The sequence below is a fragment of the Rubrivivax benzoatilyticus JA2 = ATCC BAA-35 genome (genome assembly GCF_000190375.1).
In the GTDB taxonomy this organism is placed as follows: Bacteria; Pseudomonadota; Gammaproteobacteria; order Burkholderiales; family Burkholderiaceae_C; genus Rubrivivax; species Rubrivivax benzoatilyticus.
In genome coordinates this window covers 1-15,931 of sequence record NZ_AEWG01000047.1, presented here as the reverse complement: position 1 = coordinate 15,931, position 15,931 = coordinate 1, and the positions used below count along the sequence as shown (strand labels likewise).

The 15,931-nt window shown below is 70.2% G+C and carries 15 protein-coding genes; 10 read left to right on the top strand and 5 right to left on the bottom strand.

Translation table 11 applies throughout. The features are described from left to right. Window positions 1–26 precede the first annotated feature (26 nt). The 4 genes from RBXJA2T_RS05065 (at window position 27) to RBXJA2T_RS05050 (ending at window position 3,791) form a co-directional block, all read left to right on the top strand. Entirely contained in the window at window positions 27–1,070 is a 1,044-nt protein-coding gene (locus tag RBXJA2T_RS05065) for a type IV pilus twitching motility protein PilT (protein WP_009856252.1), read from the top strand. A 134-nt stretch (window positions 1,071–1,204) separates the two neighbouring features. Beyond that, window positions 1,205–1,687, top strand: coding sequence for a cyclic nucleotide-binding domain-containing protein (locus RBXJA2T_RS05060; protein ID WP_009856251.1), 483 nt, complete (start codon window positions 1,205–1,207; stop codon window positions 1,685–1,687). Window positions 1,688–1,707: 20 nt separating this feature from the next. Further along, the gene (locus RBXJA2T_RS05055; RefSeq protein ID WP_009856250.1) at window positions 1,708–2,844 is read left to right on the top strand and encodes a PilT/PilU family type 4a pilus ATPase; all 1,137 of its coding nucleotides are present in this window, start codon (window positions 1,708–1,710) and stop codon (window positions 2,842–2,844) included. Between the two features lie 56 nt (window positions 2,845–2,900). Next, window positions 2,901–3,791: an NAD(P)-dependent oxidoreductase gene (locus RBXJA2T_RS05050; RefSeq protein ID WP_009856249.1), complete on the top strand. Its 891-nt coding sequence runs from the start codon at window positions 2,901–2,903 to the stop codon at window positions 3,789–3,791. A gap of 40 nt (window positions 3,792–3,831) precedes the next feature. Here the strand turns inward: RBXJA2T_RS05050 and RBXJA2T_RS05045 are convergent, their stop codons facing one another. The 3 genes from RBXJA2T_RS05045 to RBXJA2T_RS05035 are packed head-to-tail and all read right to left on the bottom strand — an operon-like array spanning window position 3,832 to window position 5,474. Next, complete coding sequence (locus RBXJA2T_RS05045) at window positions 3,832–4,464, bottom strand: BON domain-containing protein (protein WP_009856248.1); 633 nt, start codon at window positions 4,462–4,464, stop codon at window positions 3,832–3,834. A gap of 14 nt (window positions 4,465–4,478) precedes the next feature. Beyond that, window positions 4,479–5,036, bottom strand: coding sequence for an SIS domain-containing protein (locus RBXJA2T_RS05040; protein ID WP_009856247.1), 558 nt, complete (start codon window positions 5,034–5,036; stop codon window positions 4,479–4,481). Window positions 5,037–5,087: 51 nt separating this feature from the next. Further along, complete coding sequence (locus RBXJA2T_RS05035; protein WP_009856246.1) at window positions 5,088–5,474, bottom strand: YraN family protein; 387 nt, start codon at window positions 5,472–5,474, stop codon at window positions 5,088–5,090. Between RBXJA2T_RS05035 and rsmI the strand changes: the two genes are divergently transcribed. The 6 genes from rsmI (at window position 5,467) to RBXJA2T_RS20555 (ending at window position 12,976) form a co-directional block, all read left to right on the top strand. Next, entirely contained in the window at window positions 5,467–6,366 is a 900-nt protein-coding gene (rsmI, locus tag RBXJA2T_RS05030; RefSeq protein ID WP_029718412.1) for a 16S rRNA (cytidine(1402)-2'-O)-methyltransferase, read from the top strand. The genes RBXJA2T_RS05035 and rsmI overlap by 8 nt on opposite strands. 74 nt (window positions 6,367–6,440) lie before the next feature. Beyond that, complete coding sequence (gene tldD, locus RBXJA2T_RS05025; RefSeq protein ID WP_009856244.1) at window positions 6,441–7,904, top strand: metalloprotease TldD; 1,464 nt, start codon at window positions 6,441–6,443, stop codon at window positions 7,902–7,904. Next, entirely contained in the window at window positions 7,904–9,106 is a 1,203-nt protein-coding gene (locus RBXJA2T_RS05020; RefSeq protein WP_009856243.1) for a threonine ammonia-lyase, read from the top strand. The genes tldD and RBXJA2T_RS05020 overlap by 1 nt, the downstream gene beginning before the upstream one ends. 281 nt (window positions 9,107–9,387) lie before the next feature. Next, entirely contained in the window at window positions 9,388–10,509 is a 1,122-nt protein-coding gene (locus RBXJA2T_RS05015) for a 3-deoxy-7-phosphoheptulonate synthase (protein WP_009856242.1), read from the top strand. An 80-nt stretch (window positions 10,510–10,589) separates the two neighbouring features. Beyond that, a complete protein-coding gene (locus RBXJA2T_RS05010) occupies window positions 10,590–12,008 on the top strand; it encodes an FAD-binding oxidoreductase (RefSeq protein WP_009856241.1) in 1,419 nt (472 codons plus the stop codon). A gap of 209 nt (window positions 12,009–12,217) precedes the next feature. Further along, complete coding sequence (locus RBXJA2T_RS20555) at window positions 12,218–12,976, top strand: PEP-CTERM sorting domain-containing protein (RefSeq protein ID WP_009856240.1); 759 nt, start codon at window positions 12,218–12,220, stop codon at window positions 12,974–12,976. A 53-nt stretch (window positions 12,977–13,029) separates the two neighbouring features. On the opposite strand, the gene RBXJA2T_RS05000 is transcribed toward RBXJA2T_RS20555, so the two are convergent. Continuing rightward, window positions 13,030–14,586 (bottom strand): SpoVR family protein, encoded by a 1,557-nt coding sequence (locus RBXJA2T_RS05000; protein ID WP_009856239.1) that lies wholly within the window; start codon window positions 14,584–14,586, stop codon window positions 13,030–13,032. After that, window positions 14,583–15,869, bottom strand: coding sequence for a YeaH/YhbH family protein (locus RBXJA2T_RS04995; protein WP_009856238.1), 1,287 nt, complete (start codon window positions 15,867–15,869; stop codon window positions 14,583–14,585). Before RBXJA2T_RS04995 ends, RBXJA2T_RS05000 begins: the two co-directional genes overlap by 4 nt. Between the last annotated feature and the right edge of the window lie 62 nt (window positions 15,870–15,931).

The window sequence follows — 15,931 nt, the reverse complement described above, 5'->3', positions numbered from 1 at the left end:
GCGAATGGCGCCCTCGCGCTCCCGTCATGGACATCACCCAGCTGCTCGCATTCTCGGTCAAGAACAAGGCCTCGGACCTGCACCTGTCGGCGGGGCTGCCGCCGATGATCCGCGTGCACGGCGACGTGCGTCGAATCAATGTCGAACCGCTGGACCACAAGATGGTCCATTCGATGGTCTACGACATCATGAACGACGCCCAGCGCAAGCATTACGAGGACACGCTGGAGTGCGACTTCAGCTTCGAGATCCAGGGCCTCGCACGTTTTCGTGTCAACGCGTTCAACCAGAACCGCGGTGCCGGCGCGGTGTTCCGCACGATCCCGAGCAAGATCCTGACGCTGGAGCAGCTCGGCACGCCCAAGGTCTTCGCCGAGCTGGCGCTGAAGCCGCGCGGCCTGGTGCTCGTCACCGGCCCCACCGGCTCGGGCAAGAGCACGACGCTGGCGGCGATGGTCAACCACCTCAACGAGAACGAGTACGGCCACGTGCTCACCGTCGAGGACCCGATCGAGTTCGTGCACGAGAGCAAGAAGTGCCTCGTCAACCAGCGCGAGGTCGGGCCGCACACGCTGTCCTTCGCCAACGCGCTGCGCTCGGCGCTGCGCGAGGACCCGGACGCCGTGCTGGTCGGCGAAATGCGCGACCTGGAGACGATCCGCCTGGCGCTGACCGCCGCCGAGACCGGCCACCTGGTGTTCGGCACGCTGCACACCTCCAGCGCCGCCAAGACCATCGACCGCGTCGTCGACGTCTTCCCCGCGGCCGAGAAGGAGATGGTGCGCGCGATGCTGTCGGAGTCGCTCGTCGCCGTCATCTCGCAGACGCTGTGCAAGCTGAAGGACGGCTCGGGCCGCGTCGCGGCGCACGAGATCATGATCGCCACGTCGGCGATCAAGAACCTGATCCGCGAGAACAAGATCGCCCAGATGTACTCGGCCATCCAGACCGGCCAGAGCCTGGGCATGCAGACGCTGGACCAGAACCTCGCCGACCTGGTGCGCCGCAACGTGATCACGCCGGCCGAGGCGCGGGGCAAGGCGAAGATTCCCGAGAACTTCCCCGGCTAGGGATGGCCCCCCCCCGAAGCGCCTCCGGCGCTCCCCCCCAGGGGGGCGACGCCAGCGGACCGGCGGAGCCGGATCCGCGGCGTCAGCTTGACTCGCCCGGAACGGCCGCTTCGTGGGCGCAGCGTGCGGCGCAGGTGGGGGCACAAGCCTTCGACGCCGATGAAGGCCTGCGGCGGCTGGCGGCGCTGTGGGCGGGCGGGCGGCGGCCGTTCGACGAGGCGTCGATGGCGCGGCTGGCGCCCTACCTCGTCTTCGTGCGCGTCGGCGCGGGCCAGCGGCTGATCGTCCAGGACGAGCCGGGCGAGTTCATGATCGTGGTGCTCGAAGGCGCGGTCGTCGTCGAGCGCCAGGGCAGCAACGCGGCCACGCGGCTGGCCGAGATCCGGCCGGGCGACGTGCTCGGCGAGATGTCGCTGCTGGACGCCGGCCCGCGGCTGTCGGATTGCCGCAGCACCGAGCCCTGCGTGCTGGCGGTGCTCGAGACCTCGCAGCTGCTGGCGCTGATGAACGCCGACGCGCAGCTGGCCTTGATGCTGCTCGCCGCGCTGGCACGGCGGCTGTCGCTGCGGCTGCGCCAGACCAGCACGCGGCTGTCGGCGCTGCTCGGCGACGCCTGATCGGACAAGGGAGTACACGGATGGAACGCGACCAGGCCTCGAAATTCGTCAACGACCTGCTGCGCCTGATGATCGCGCGCAACGGCTCGGACCTTTTCCTCACCGCCGACTTCCCGCCGGCGATCAAGGTCGACGGCAAGGTGACCAAGGTCTCGCCGCAGCCGCTGACCGGCCAGCACACGCTGCAGCTGGCGCGCGCGGTGATGAACGACAAGCAGGCCGCCGAGTTCGAGCGCACCAAGGAGTGCAACTTCGCGATCAGCCCGCAGGGCGTCGGGCGCTTCCGCGTCAACGCCTTCATGCAGCAGGGCCAGGTGGGCCTGGTGCTGCGCACGATCCCGCAGACGCTGCCGACGATCGACACGCTGGCCCTGCCCGGCGTGCTCAAGGACATCGCGATGACCAAGCGCGGCCTGGTGATCTTCGTCGGCGCCACCGGCTCGGGCAAGAGCACCTCGCTGGCGGCGATGGTCGACTGGCGCAACGAGCACTCCTACGGCCACATCATCACCGTCGAGGACCCGATCGAGTTCGTGCACCCGCACAAGAACTGCATCGTCACGCAGCGCGAGGTCGGCGTCGACACCGACGGCTGGGAGCAGGCGCTGAAGAACACGCTGCGCCAGGCGCCCGACGTGATCCTGATGGGCGAGATCCGCGACCGCGAGACGATGGAGCACGCGGTGGCCTTCGCCGAGACCGGCCACCTGTGCATGGCCACGCTGCACGCCAACAGCGCCAACCAGGCGCTGGACCGCATCATCAACTTCTTCCCCGAGGAGCGCCGCGGCCAGCTGCTGATGGACCTGTCGCTGAACCTCAAGGCGCTGATCAGCCAGCGCCTGCTGCCGCGCCAGGAAGGCCGCGGCCGCATCGCGGCGGTGGAGATCATGCTCAACACGCCGCTGGTGTCGGACATGATCTTCAAGGGCGAGATCGGCGAGATCAAGGAGCTGATGAAACGCTCGCGCGAGCTCGGCATGCAGACCTTCGACCAGTCGCTGTACGACCTCTACGAAGCCAACGCCGTCAGCTACGAGGACGCGCTGCGCAACGCCGATTCGGTCAACGACCTGCGCCTGCAGATCAAGCTCAACAGCCAGCGCGCGCGCAGCCGCGACCTCGCCGCCGGCACGGAGAACATGCGCGTCATCTGACGCGGCGCGGCCGGGCGGCAGAATCGGCGGTCCCCACCGCCTGAGACCGCCCGCCGATGAGCAAGACCTACGACCCCGTCCCGCCCCGCGCCGTCGCCTTCATCGGCCTGGGCGTCATGGGCTACCCGATGGCCGGGCACCTCGCCCGCGCCGGCCACCGCGTCACCGTCTACAACCGCAGCGCCGCCAAGGCCCAGGCCTGGGTCACCGAATACGGCGGCGCCCGCGCGCCGACGCCGGCCGAAGCCGCCGCCGGCGCCGAGTTCGTCTTCTGCTGCGTCGGCAACGACGACGACCTGCGCGCCGTGACGCTGGGCGAGACCGGCGCCTTCGCCGGCATGGCGCCGGGCGCGGTCTTCGTCGACCACACCACGGCCTCGGCCGAAGTCGCGCGCGAGCTGCACGCCACGGCCACGGCACGCAGCCTGCAGTTCGTCGACGCCCCGGTCTCCGGCGGCCAGGCCGGTGCCGTCAACGGCGTGCTGACCGTGATGTGCGGCGGCGACGAAGCGCCGTTCGACGCGATGAAGCCGGTGGCGATGGCCTTCGCGCGCGCCGTCACGCGCATCGGCGACAGCGGCGCCGGCCAGCTCGCGAAGATGGTCAACCAGATCGCCATCGCCGGGCTGGTGCAGGGCCTGGCCGAGGCCATCGCCTTCGGCCGGCACGCCGGGCTGGACATGCCGCTGGTGCTCGACGTCATCGGCAAGGGCGCGGCGCAGAGCTGGCAGATGGACAACCGCGGCAAGACGATGGTCGAAGGCAGGTTCGACTTCGGCTTCGCCGTCGACTGGATGCGCAAGGACCTCGGCCTGGTGCTCGACGAGGCGCGCCGCAACGGCGCGCGCGTGCCGGTGACGGCGCTGGTCGACCAGTTCTACGCCGAGGTCCAGGCCCAGGGCGGCGGCCGCTGGGACACGTCCAGCCTGATCAAGCGGCTGGGCTGAGCGGGCGCGGCGGGTCCACCACGGCCCGCCCCGCAGGCGCTCAGCGGTTGCCGGAAGCCGGCTGCGAAGGCTGCGTGGCCTTCTGCAGGTTGGCGAGTTCGGCTTCGGAGATCACCTCGAAGACGCGCACCACCTTCTGCACGCCCGACACCGAGCGCGCCAGATCCGCGGCCCGCGCCGCCTCGCGTTCGGTGACGCGGCCCATCAGGTAGACCGTCCCGCGCTCGGTGATGACCTTGACCGACGGCGCCTGCAGGTCCTTGGCGTCGACGAAGGTCGCCTTGACCTTGCTGGTCAGCACGAGGTCGTTGGAACGCGAGCTCAGCGAGCTGTTGCCGGCGACGGCCAGCTCGTTGGTGACGCTGCGCACGTTCTCGACGCGGCGCACCGCGTTCTCGACGCGCAGGCGGTCGTCCTCGGTCGGCACCTCGCCGGTCAGCAGCACCATGCGGTTGTAGCTGGTGACGTTGACGTGGCCCAGCGTCGCCAGATCGCGCACGACCGAGGCGCCCTTGAGCTCGATGGCCTGGTCCTCGACCTGCGCGCCGGAGGTGCGCCGGTCGATGATCATCATGCTGCCGCCGACCATCGCACCGCCGACGATCAGCGGTGCGCAGGCCGACAGCGTCGTCGCGGCAGCCGCCGCAGCCAGGGCCAGCGCCAGCGGGCGCATCACGAGTCGGGTGTTCACGGTTCCTGTTCTCCCATCAGTTGGAGGTCGATCGCGTCGCACAGGCAGTGCAGCACGAGCAGCTGGAGTTCCAGCGCCCGGCCGCCGCGGGCGTGCGGCAGCGCGACCTTGACGTCGGTTTCGGCGAGCTGCGCCGCGACGGCCGCAGCCGCCGCCCCGGTGCCGGCGCTGAGGCCGGCCACCGTCATGTCCTTGTCGTGCGCCGCGGCGATCGCCGCGCGAGCGAGCTGGCCGTCGCCGTCGGCGGGCTCGATCCAGAACAGCACGTCGCCCGGATGGCCCAGCGCCAGGATCAGCGGCTCGGCGTCGGCGCCCAGCACCATCGCCGGCAGCGGCGGGCGCTCGCGTTCGTAGCCGGTGACGAGGCGCTGGCCGAAGTGCAGCGCCAGCGCCGAGGCGGCGCCGCTGCCGCCGATCATCAGCTTGCCGCCGGAGGTGATGGCCCCGACCAGGGCGCCGCAGGCCTCGGCGATCGGGCGCGAGAGCGCCTCGGCGGTCTGGTACTTCAGGTCGGCGCTGTCGAAGAATTGCTGCTGGATCCGCTGCTCGAGCATAGGCGGGGGATGATAAGGCCCGGGGTTGGCACGGCCCCGCCGGCGGCGGGTTCAAGCGGCGTCGAAGGCCGCCTGAAGCCATTCAACGCGCCCGTCATCAATGCAGACGACATCGAAGCGGCACGGCGGCAGCACGCGCCAGCGCTGCAGGTAGTGGCGCGCGGCATAGACGATGCGGGCCCGCTTGCTCGCGCCGATGCTGGCCGCGGCACCGCCGAAGCCGCGGCTGCGCCGTGAACGCACCTCGACGAAGACCAGCGTGCCGTCGGCGTCGCGCAGGATCAGGTCGACCTCGCCGCCGCGCGCGTGCGGGCCGCGTGCGACCCGATAATTGCGCTCCAGCAGCGTCAGGCCGCGCGCTTGCAGCCAGGCCAGCGCCCGCGACTCGGCGGCATCGCCGAGCGCCTTCGTCCCCTGCTCCGACGCGCCCTTGAACATCACGCCCTCCGCGCTGCTCGCCGCAGCCGATGCCGCCGCCGGCAGCCAGCAGTTCCCGCCCGGCGCACTCTACGTCGTCGCCACGCCGATCGGCAATCTGGCCGACATCACGCTTCGGGCGGTGCACGTGCTGGCCCGCGCCGACGCCGTCGCCTGCGAGGACACGCGCGTCGGCGCGCAGTTGCTGCGCCACCTGGGGCTGGACAAGCCGCTGATCGCGCTGCACGCCCACAACGAACAAGGCGCCAGCGGCGCGGTGCTGGCACGGCTGGCGGCGGGCGAGTCGGTGGCCTACGTCAGCGACGCCGGCACGCCGGCGGTCAGCGACCCCGGCGCGGTGCTGGTGGCACAGGCCGCGGCGGCCGGCCATCGGGTGATCCCGATCCCGGGCGCGAGCAGCGCCGTCACGGCGCTCAGCGTCGCCGGCGACACCGTCGGCGCGGGCTTCCGTTTCGTCGGCTTCCTGCCTTCGCGCGGCGGCGAACGGCGCGACGCGCTGGCCGCCTGCCTGGGCGAGCGTTCGACGCAGGTGCTTTTCGAGGCGCCGCACCGCATCGAGGCACTGGCGGCGACGCTGGCCGAAGGCGCGCCCGAGCGCCACGTGACGCTGTGCCGCGAACTGACCAAGCAGTTCGAGACCGTGGCGACGATGGCCGCCGGCGAGCTGCCGGGCTGGCTGGCCGCCGATGCGAACCGCGTGCGCGGGGAGTTCGTGCTCGTGCTGCACGCGCTGCCGGCGGTGGAGGCCGAAGGGCTGGCGCCGGCGGCGCTGCAGACGCTGGAGGTGCTGCTGCGCGAGCTGCCGTTGAAGCAGGCGGTCGCGCTGGCCGCCGAGATCAGCGGCGCGCCGCGCAACGCGCTGTACCAGGAGGCCTTGGCGCGGCGCGGCTGAACTCCGGCGAGCGCCACCGCGGCGGCACGGGCAAGACGCGACTCCTACAATTCGCGCCCCACCCGGAGGCGCCGATGATCACCCGCGAACCCACCCTCGAACGCCTGGCCATCGCGCAGTCGTCGCTGCTCGAACCCGCCGGCATCGGCGAGGCGCAGCTCGCCCGGGCGCTGGCGACGATCGCCGAGCATCGTGTCGACGACGCCGACCTGTATTTCCAGTCCACGCGCCACGAGGGCTGGAGCCTGGAGGAAGGCATCGTCAAGGGCGGCAGCTTCAGCATCGACCAGGGGGTCGGCGTGCGTGCCGTCTCCGGCGAGAAGACCGCCTTCGCCTACAGCGACGACCTGTCCGAGGCCGCGCTGCTGGACGCCGCGCGCACCGTGCGCACGATCGCCGCGGCCGGCCAGAACAAACGTGTCAAGCTGGCGCGTGCGCCGCGCATCGCCGCCAGCCGGGCGCTGTACGCGCCGATGGACCCGATCGCGACGCTGGACAGCACGCAGAAGGTGGCGCTGCTCGAGCGTGTCGAGAAGCTCGCCCGCGCCAAGGACCCGCGCATCGTCCAGGTGATGGCCGGGCTGGCCGCCGAGTACGACGTCGTCTTCGTCGCGCGCGCCGACGGCACGCGCGCCGCCGACGTGCGGCCGCTGGTGCGGCTGTCGCTCACCGTGATCGCCGAGCAGGACGGCCGGCGTGAAGTCGGCACCGGCGGCGGCGGCGGGCGTTTCGGCCTCGGCTACTTCCAGGACGCGGTCATCGAAGGCTATGTGCGCCAGGCCGTCGACGCGGCGCTGACCAACCTCGAGAGCCGCCCGGCGCCGGCCGGCGAGATGAGCGTCGTGCTCGGCCCCGGCTGGCCCGGCGTGCTGCTGCACGAGGCCGTCGGCCACGGGCTCGAAGGCGACTTCAACCGCAAGGGTTCGAGCGCCTTCTCCGGCCGCCTGGGCCAGCGGGTCGCCGCTCCGGGCGTCACCGTGCTCGACGACGGCACCCTGCCCGACCGCCGCGGTTCGCTCAACGTCGACGACGAAGGCGTGGCCTCCAAGCGCAACGTGCTGATCGAGGACGGCATCCTCGTCAGCTACATCCAGGACAGCCTGAACGCGCGCCTGATGGGCGTGAAGCCCACCGGCAACGGCCGGCGCGAGAGCTACGCCCACCTGCCGATGCCGCGCATGACCAACACCTACATGCTCGCCGGCGACAAGACGCGCGAGGAGATCGTCGCGTCGATGAAGCGCGGCCTCTACGCCACCAACTTCGGCGGCGGCCAGGTCGACATCACGAGCGGCAAGTTCGTCTTCTCGGCCAGCGAGGCCTTCTGGGTCGAGAAGGGCAGGATCCAGTACCCGGTGAAGGGCGCGACGATCATCGGCAGCGGCCCGGATGCGCTCAAGCGCGTCAGCATGATCGGCAACGACCTGGAGCTGGACACCGGCGTCGGCACCTGCGGCAAGGAAGGCCAGAGCGTGCCGGTCGGCGTCGGCCAGCCGACGCTGCGCATCGAGCGCCTGACCGTCGGGGGCACCGCCTGATGGCTGCCGTCGAGTACGCCGACATCGAGGCCGCCGCCGGCCGCCTGGCCGGCCACGTGCTGGACACGCCCTGCGTCGAGAGCCGCACGATCGGCCAGATCCTCGGCGCCCAGGTCTTCCTGAAGTTCGAGAACCTGCAGTTCACCGCCTCGTTCAAGGAGCGCGGCGCGCTGAACAAGCTCTGCGCGCTGGTGCAGCAGGGCGTGGCCGGCGTCGTCGCCGCCTCGGCCGGCAACCACGCCCAGGGCGTCGCCCACCACGCCCAGCGCCTGGGGCTGCGCGCCGTCATCGTGATGCCGGTGCACACGCCGACGGTGAAGGTCGAGCGCACACGCGGCTTCGGTGCCGAGGTCGTGCTGCACGGCGAGACCTTCGACGAGGCGCGCGAGCGCGCGCTGCAGATCGCCGCCGAGCAGAGGCTCGAGTTCGTGCACCCCTTCGACGACCCGCTGGTCATCGCCGGCCAGGGCACGATCGGCCTGGAGATGCTGCGCGCGCAGCCCGAGCTGGACACGCTGGTCGTCGCCGTCGGCGGCGGCGGGCTGATCAGCGGCATCGCCACCGCGGTGCGTGCGCTGCGGCCGGACATCCGCATCATCGGCGTGCAGACCGCGCGGTTCCCGGCGATGGTCAACGCCGTCAAGGGCACGCAGCACCCGCAAGGCCTGACGACGATCGCCGAAGGCATCGCCGTCGGCCAGCCGGGCGAGATCACGCGCGCGCTGATCGCCGAACGGGTCGACGACCTGGTGCTGGTCGACGAAGGCGACATCGAGCAGGCCATCGTGATGCTGCTCGAGATCGAGAAGACGCTGGTCGAAGGCGCCGGCGCGGCCGGCCTGGCGGCGCTGCTGAAGGAGCCCGAGCGCTACGCCGGGCGCAAGGTCGGCCTCGTGCTGTGCGGCGGCAACATCGACCCGATGCTGCTGTCGGCGATCATCGGCCGCGGCATGGTTCGCGCCGGGCGGCTGGCGCGCATCCGCGTCGGCGCGCGCGACACGCCCGGCGTGCTGGCGCGCATCACCACGGTGGTCGCGCAGGCCGGCGCCAACATCGACGAGGTCCACCACCAGCGCGCGTTCTCGACGCTGTCGGCGCAGAACGTCGAGGTCGAGCTGGTGCTGCAGACGCGCAACCCGCGCCACGTCGCCGACGTCGTGCAGGCGTTGCAGGCCGCCGGTTTCGGCGCGCAAGCGTACTGACGAATGCCGGGGTCAGGTCTTGCCTTTTGCACTGACGCTCTCGGCGCAAGACGCCAACGTCGCCGCGTGCAAAAGGCAAGACCTGACCCCAATCCTCACCGCGTGCTACATTCGACCCCGATGCGTTCGCCCGCCTTCTTCTTCGCGTACTTTTGGTTCTCGCCCCGTTCGGCGGCTGGAGAGGCAAACGCGTAACCCGAAGAAACGCGAGCGAACCCAGAAAACCGCCGGCAGCCCCGGCGGTTTTTTTCGCCCCGTCCCCGACCACAGGAAGCCCCGTCATGAGCCCGAAATCCGCCGCAGCGACCGAGAGCCGCTACGCGCTGAGCGAGAAGACCAGCCAGACCGACGACCAGCGCATCCGCGACGTCACGCCGCTGCCGCCGCCGGACCACCTGATCCGCTTCTTCCCGATCGCCGGCACGCCGGTCGAGACGCTGGTGTCGGGCACGCGGCACAAGATCCGCCAGATCATGCACGGCGAGGACGACCGGCTGCTCGTCATCATCGGCCCGTGCTCGATCCACGACCCGGCCGCGGCCGTGGAGTACGCGCGTCGCCTGAAGGCCGAGCGCGAACGCCACGCCGCCGACCTCGAGATCGTGATGCGCGTCTATTTCGAGAAGCCGCGCACCACCGTCGGCTGGAAGGGCCTGATCAACGACCCCTACCTCGACGAGAGCTTCCGCATCGACGAAGGCCTGCGCATCGCGCGCCAGCTGCTCGTCGACATCAACCGCGAAGGCGTGCCGGCGGCCAGCGAGTTCCTCGACGTGATCTCGCCGCAGTACATCGGCGACCTGATCGCCTGGGGCGCGATCGGCGCACGCACCACCGAGAGCCAGGTGCACCGCGAGCTGGCCTCCGGGCTGTCGGCGCCGGTCGGCTTCAAGAACGGCACCGACGGCAACATCAAGATCGCCACCGACGCGATCCAGGCCGCCGCGCGCCCGCACCACTTCCTGTCGGTGCACAAGAACGGCCAGGTGGCGATCGTCGAGACCCGCGGCAACAAGGACTGCCACGTCATCCTGCGCGGCGGCAAGGCGCCGAACTACGACGCCGCCAGCGTCGCCGCGGCCTGCGCCGAGATCGAGGCGACCAAGCTGCCGTGCCGGCTGATGATCGACGCCAGCCACGCCAACAGCAGCAAGCAGCACCAGCGCCAGATCGACGTGATGCGCGACGTCGGCGGCCAGATCGCCGCCGGCAACCGCTGCATCTTCGGCGTGATGGTCGAGAGCCACCTGAAGCCCGGGGCGCAGAAGTTCAGCGCCGGCAAGGACCGCGCGTCGGCGCTGGAGTACGGCGTGAGCATCACCGACGCCTGCATCGGCTGGGACGACTCGGTCGGCGTGCTCGACGGCCTGGCGGCCGCGGTTCGCGCACGGCGCAAGGCCTGAGGTCGGCGCCTGACCGGCCTCCTAGAATGCCCCGCCCAGGCGATGACGCTGCGGCGCCGGCCGCGTGCGAGGAGTTGGTCATGAGCGCTGTCCCCCACGATGCCGCCGCCCAGGCGGCGCGTCGCCCGCTGCCCGAGACGCTGCTGGCCGCGCTGCGCACACGCTTCGGCGAGCGCTGCAGCACCACCGAGGCGGTGCGCCTGCAGCACGGCCGCGACGAGTCGCCCTTCCCCGTGACGCCGCCCGACGCGGTCGTGTTCTGCGAGAGCAGCGACGAAGTTGCCGCGGTCGTGCGCCTGGCCGGCGAGCACCGCGTGCCGGTCATCCCGTACGGCACCGGCTCGTCGCTCGAAGGCCATCTGCTGGCCGTGCAGGGCGGGCTCAGCGTCGACGTCTCGCGTCTGACACGCATCCTGCGCATCGACGCCGACGACCTGACGGCCACCGTCGAGGCCGGCGTCACGCGCGAGCAGCTCAACGCCGAGCTGCGCTCGCTGGGCCTGTTCTTCCCGGTCGACCCGGGCGCCAACGCGTCGCTCGGCGGCATGGCCGCGACACGCGCCAGCGGCACGAACGCCGTGCGCTACGGCACGATGCGCGAGAACGTGCTGGCGCTGACCGTCGTCACCGGCCGCGGCGAGCTCGTGCACACCGGCACACGCGCCCGCAAGTCGGCCGCCGGTTACGACCTGACGCGGCTGTTCGTCGGCAGCGAAGGCACGCTGGGCGTGATCACCGAACTGACGGTGCGCCTGGTCCCGCTGCCGGAGGCCGTCAGCGCCGCGGTCTGCCACTTCCCCGACGTCGCGTCGGCGGTGCGCACGACGATCCAGACCATCCAGCTCGGTGTTCCGATCGCACGCTGCGAGCTGCTGGACGTCAACGCGGTGCGCGCGGTGAATCGCCAGTCGGGGCTCGCGCTGCGCGAGGCGCCGATGCTGCTGATGGAGTTCCACGGCAGCCCGGCCGGCGTCAAGGAACAGGCCGAGACCGTGCAGGCCATCGCCGCCGAGCTGGGCGGCGAGGACTTCGAGTGGGCCGACACGCCCGAGGAGCGCAGCCGCCTCTGGGCCGCACGCCACCGGGCCTACTTCGCCGGCCTGCAGCAGCACCCGGGCACACGCTCGGTGACCACCGACACCTGCGTGCCGATCTCGCGCCTGGCCGAGATCGTCGAAGCCTCGGTGGCCGACGCCGAGGCCAGCGGCCTGCCCTACTACATCGTCGGCCACGTCGGCGACGGCAACTTCCACCTCGCCTACCTGGTGCGCGACGGCGACGCCGCCGAGCGCGCGACCGCCGAAGCGATGAGCGAACGCATGGTGCGCCGCGCGATCGCGATGGAAGGCACCTGCAGCGGCGAACACGGCATCGGGCTGCACAAGATGGCGTTCCTGGAAGAGGAAGCCGGCGCCGGCGGCATTGCGCTGATGCGCGCGATCAAGCAGGCGCTTGATCCATTTCAAATACTCAATCCGGGAAAGATATTCAGGAACTGAACGCCTCGTTCGATACCGGCCGAGAGACTGTCGAGATATCTGACAAGGTTGTTTCCAAACCTCCCCAAGAGGCGTGCAAGTCTTTGTCAAATAAAGACTTTTGCAGATATCCCTAGTTTGGCGCACGAATTGCTAACGATTCGCCGCAACACGGCGATCGTCCCGATCGCCTTCTGCGGATAACGCGTCAAAACTACGGAGGAACCTCAATGTTCGCGATCAAGTGGGCGGCCACGGCCGGCGTGCTGGCCCTGTCGGCCGTCAGCGCCCAGGCGGCCACGGTGACCCTGGACTTCGACACCGTCGTGACCGGGTCGCGCGCGCCCGGCGTCTGGTACGTCGACCGCGCAGCGCCGGCGGCCTTCGAGAGCGCCGAGTTCGACGGCGAGAACCGCCTCAAGGTGACGACCAACCCGGCCGGTGCCACCGCGGACTTCTACGCCACGCAAGGCCGCAAGTACGACCTGGCGCCCGACACCTACAAGCTGAGCGCGCAGCTCTGGATCGACGAAGAAGCGGCCGGCTACGGCGGACGCTGGGCCGGCCTGTGGGGCACGGGCATCAACACCGCCGGTGCGGTCAGCGCCTATCCGATCATCGAGTTCGCGTCCGGCGGCTTCCGCTTCTGGGACAGCAACGAGCCGGGCTCCTGGACGGTTCCGGTGGTGGCCGTCGGTGACGCCTTCGACCAGTGGTACACGCTGTCGATCACGCTGGGCGGCGGCGGCAGCTTCCTGTACGAGGTGTTCGACGGCGCCGGCGCGCTGTTCGCGTCGCACGCCTACGTCGCCCCGGGCACGACGGCGATCGCCAACGCGATCATCCAGAGCTACAACCACGGCCGCAGCACGGCCTACGACGTCTACTGGGACAAGCTCAGCTACGACGTGCCCGAACCCGGCACGCTGGCCCTGGGCGGCCTGGCGCTGCTGGCCGTCGCCGGCACGCGCCGTCGGCGCAGCCACTGAGACGGCCCGCCGGGCCCTCCACGACACGAAGCCCCGCAAGGGGCTTCGTCGTTTCAGGCCGGCGCCGGCACGTTCCAGCGCTTGGTGACGTCGCCGCGCGTGTTGACGCTCTCCAGGTGCACCGCGAAGCCCCAGAGCCGCGCGACGTGTTTCAGCACCTCGGCAGCGCTGTCGTGCAGCGGCCGATCGTTGTGCTGGAAGTGGCGCAGCGCCAGCGAGCGGTCACCGCGCAGGTTGACGTTCCAGACCTGGATGTTGGGCTCGCGCGTGCCGAGGTCGTACTGGTGCGACAGCGCCTCGCGCACACGCCGGTAGCCGGCTTCGTCGTGGATGGCGCTGATCTCCAGCTCGTTCTGCTTCTCGTCGTCGAGGATCGTGAACAGCCGCAGGTCGCGCATCAGCTTCGGGCTCAGGTACTGGCCGACGAAGCTCTCGTCCTTGAAGTTGCGCATCGCCTGGTCCAGCGCCGGCAGCCAGGGCGTGCCGGCGATCTCGGGGAACCACTGGCGGTCCTCGTCGGTGGGCTTCTCGCAGATGCGCTGGATGTCGTTGTACATCGCGAAGCCGAGCGCGTAGGGATTGATGCCGCTGTAGGCACGGTGCCCGACCGGCGGCTGGTAGACGACGTTGGTGTGCGACTTCAGCCACTCGATCATCACGCCGTCGGTCAGGTAACCGTCGTCGTACATCGTGTTCAGCAGCTTGTAGTGCCAGAACGTGGCCCAGCCTTCGTTCATCACCTGGGTCTGGCGCTGCGGATAGAAGTACTGCGCGATCTTGCGCACGATGCGCACGATCTCGCGCTGCCAGGGCTCGAGCAGCGGCGCGTTCTTCTCGATGAAGTACAGCAGGTTCTCCTGCGGCTCCTCGGGGAAGCGCCGGCTCTCCTGTGACGGGGCGTCCTTCTCGGCGCGCCGCGGCAGCGTGCGCCAGAGGTCGTTGACCTGCTGCTGCACGTAGGCCTCGCGGTCCTGGCGCTCGGCGAGCTCCTGCGCCAGCGACTTGCGGCTGGGCCGGCGGTAGCGGTCGACGCCGTGGTTGGCCAGCGCGTGGCAGGAATCGAGGAACAGCTCGACGGCCTCCAGGCCGTGCTTCTCCTCGCACTTGGCGACGTAGTCCTTGGCGTAGACGAGGTAGTCGATGATCGACGACGCGTCGGTCCACATCCGGAACAGGTAGTTGCCCTTGAAGAAGCTGTTGTGGCCGTAGGCGGCGTGGGCGATGACGAGCGCCTGCATCGCCATCGTGTTCTCCTCCATCAGGTAGCTGATGCAGGGGTTGGAGTTGATGACGATCTCGTAGGCCAGCCCCATGTGGCCGCGCTTGTAGTTCTTCTCGGTGGCGATGAACTCCTTGCCGTAGCTCCAGTGGCGGTAGTTCACCGGCATGCCGACGGACGCGTAGGCGTCCATCATCTGCTCGGCGGTGATGATCTCGAGCTGGTTCGGGTAGGTGTCCAGGCCGAAACGTTCGGCGGTCGCGCGGATGATCGCGTGGTACTTGTCGATCAGCTCGAAGGACCAGTCGCTCGGGCCGGGAAGGGGTTCGCCGGGCCGTTCGCCGGGCGGGATCGGCTCGGTGAGCAGCGTGCGCGCGGTGCCGTGTTTCATGCCGCCTGCTTCCCTTCCTTCTTGAACAGGTCGCGGAAGACCGGATAGATCTGGTCGGCGCTGGTGGCCTTGCGCATCGCGAAGTGGCGGTGCCCGGCCTGCAGCTGGGTGTACTCCTCCCAGAGGTTCTGCTCTTCCTCGGCGACCTGCACGTAGGCGTAGTAGCGCACCAGCGGCAGCAGCTTGTCACCCAGCAGCTCGCGGCAGCGGCCGCTGTCGTGGTGCCAGTTGTCGCCGTCGCTGGCCTGGGCGCCGTAGATGTTCCACTCGCTCGGGCTGTAGCGCGCGCGGATGATCTCCTCCATCAGCACCAGCGCGCTCGACACGACGGTGCCGCCGGTCTCGCGGGCATGGAAGAAGTCGTGTTCACCGACTTCCTGCGCCTGCGTGTGGTGGCGGATGAAGACCAGCTCGATGCGTTCGTAGTGACGCGTCAGGAACAGGTAGAGCAGGATGAAGAAACGCTTGGACAGCTCCTTGCGCGCCTCGTCCATCGAGCCCGAGACGTCCATCAGGCAGAACATCACCGCCTTGCTGGTGGGCACCGGCACACGCACCCGGTTGCGGAAACGCAGGTCGATCGGGTCCAGGTAGGGGATGCGCTCGACCCGCGCACGCAGCCGGGCGATCTCTTCCTCCAGCGCCTCGATCTCGCGTTCGGCGACGGCGTCGCCGGGCTGGAGCTCGGCCTTCAGCACCGCCAGACGGTCCTCCATCTCGTGCAGCTCGCGCCGCGAGGCGGCGCCGATGGCGATGCGGCGGCCGATCGCGCCGCGCATCGAACGCACGACGTGCAGGTTGTTCGGCGTGCCGTCGCTGCTGAAGCCGGCGCGGTGCGTCTTCCACTCGGGTACTTCGGCGAGCTGGGTGCGCACCAGGTGCGGCAGCGCCAGGTCCTCGAAGAAGACCTGCATGAACTCTTCCTTCGTCAGCGCGAAGGCGAAGTCGTCCTCGCCTTCACCCTGGTCGCTGGCCTGCCCGCTGCCGCTGCCGCCGCCTCCTCCGCCCTTGGGGCGCTCGATGCGGTCGCCGCGGATGTACTCCTGGTTGCCCGGATGCACGATCTCGCGCACCCCGCCCTGGCCGTGGCCGAAGACGGGTTCGCTCAGGTCGCGCTTGGGGATGTGGATCTCCTCGCCACGCTCGATGTCGCGGATGCCGCGGCCGTCGATCGCGCGTTTGACCGCCTCGCGGATCTGCTCCTTGTGCCGGCGCAGGAAACGCTCGCGGTTGCCGATCGACTTGTTCTTGCCGGCGAGCCGTCTGTCGATGATCTGCTGCATGGCATTACTCCCTCTCCCGCAGGGCGGGAGAGGGTTGGGGTGAGGGCTGGTGATGCGCCTGC

Excerpts from the sequence above, each read along its gene's own strand:
- RBXJA2T_RS05065 (WP_009856252.1), top strand. The coding sequence starts at position 27 with ATGGACATCACCCAGCTGCTCGCATTCTCGGTCAAGAACAAGGCCTCG.
- RBXJA2T_RS05055 (WP_009856250.1), top strand. The coding sequence starts at position 1,708 with ATGGAACGCGACCAGGCCTCGAAATTCGTCAACGACCTGCTGCGCCTG.
- RBXJA2T_RS05050 (WP_009856249.1), top strand. The coding sequence starts at position 2,901 with ATGAGCAAGACCTACGACCCCGTCCCGCCCCGCGCCGTCGCCTTCATC.
- RBXJA2T_RS05045 (WP_009856248.1), bottom strand. The coding sequence starts at position 4,464 with ATGCGCCCGCTGGCGCTGGCCCTGGCTGCGGCGGCTGCCGCGACGACG.
- RBXJA2T_RS05040 (WP_009856247.1), bottom strand. The coding sequence starts at position 5,036 with ATGCTCGAGCAGCGGATCCAGCAGCAATTCTTCGACAGCGCCGACCTG.
- RBXJA2T_RS05035 (WP_009856246.1), bottom strand. The coding sequence starts at position 5,474 with ATGTTCAAGGGCGCGTCGGAGCAGGGGACGAAGGCGCTCGGCGATGCC.
- tldD (WP_009856244.1), top strand. The coding sequence starts at position 6,441 with ATGATCACCCGCGAACCCACCCTCGAACGCCTGGCCATCGCGCAGTCG.
- RBXJA2T_RS05020 (WP_009856243.1), top strand. The coding sequence starts at position 7,904 with ATGGCTGCCGTCGAGTACGCCGACATCGAGGCCGCCGCCGGCCGCCTG.
- RBXJA2T_RS05015 (WP_009856242.1), top strand. The coding sequence starts at position 9,388 with ATGAGCCCGAAATCCGCCGCAGCGACCGAGAGCCGCTACGCGCTGAGC.
- RBXJA2T_RS05010 (WP_009856241.1), top strand. The coding sequence starts at position 10,590 with ATGAGCGCTGTCCCCCACGATGCCGCCGCCCAGGCGGCGCGTCGCCCG.
- RBXJA2T_RS20555 (WP_009856240.1), top strand. The coding sequence starts at position 12,218 with ATGTTCGCGATCAAGTGGGCGGCCACGGCCGGCGTGCTGGCCCTGTCG.
- RBXJA2T_RS05000 (WP_009856239.1), bottom strand. The coding sequence starts at position 14,586 with ATGAAACACGGCACCGCGCGCACGCTGCTCACCGAGCCGATCCCGCCC.
- RBXJA2T_RS04995 (WP_009856238.1), bottom strand. The coding sequence starts at position 15,869 with ATGCAGCAGATCATCGACAGACGGCTCGCCGGCAAGAACAAGTCGATC.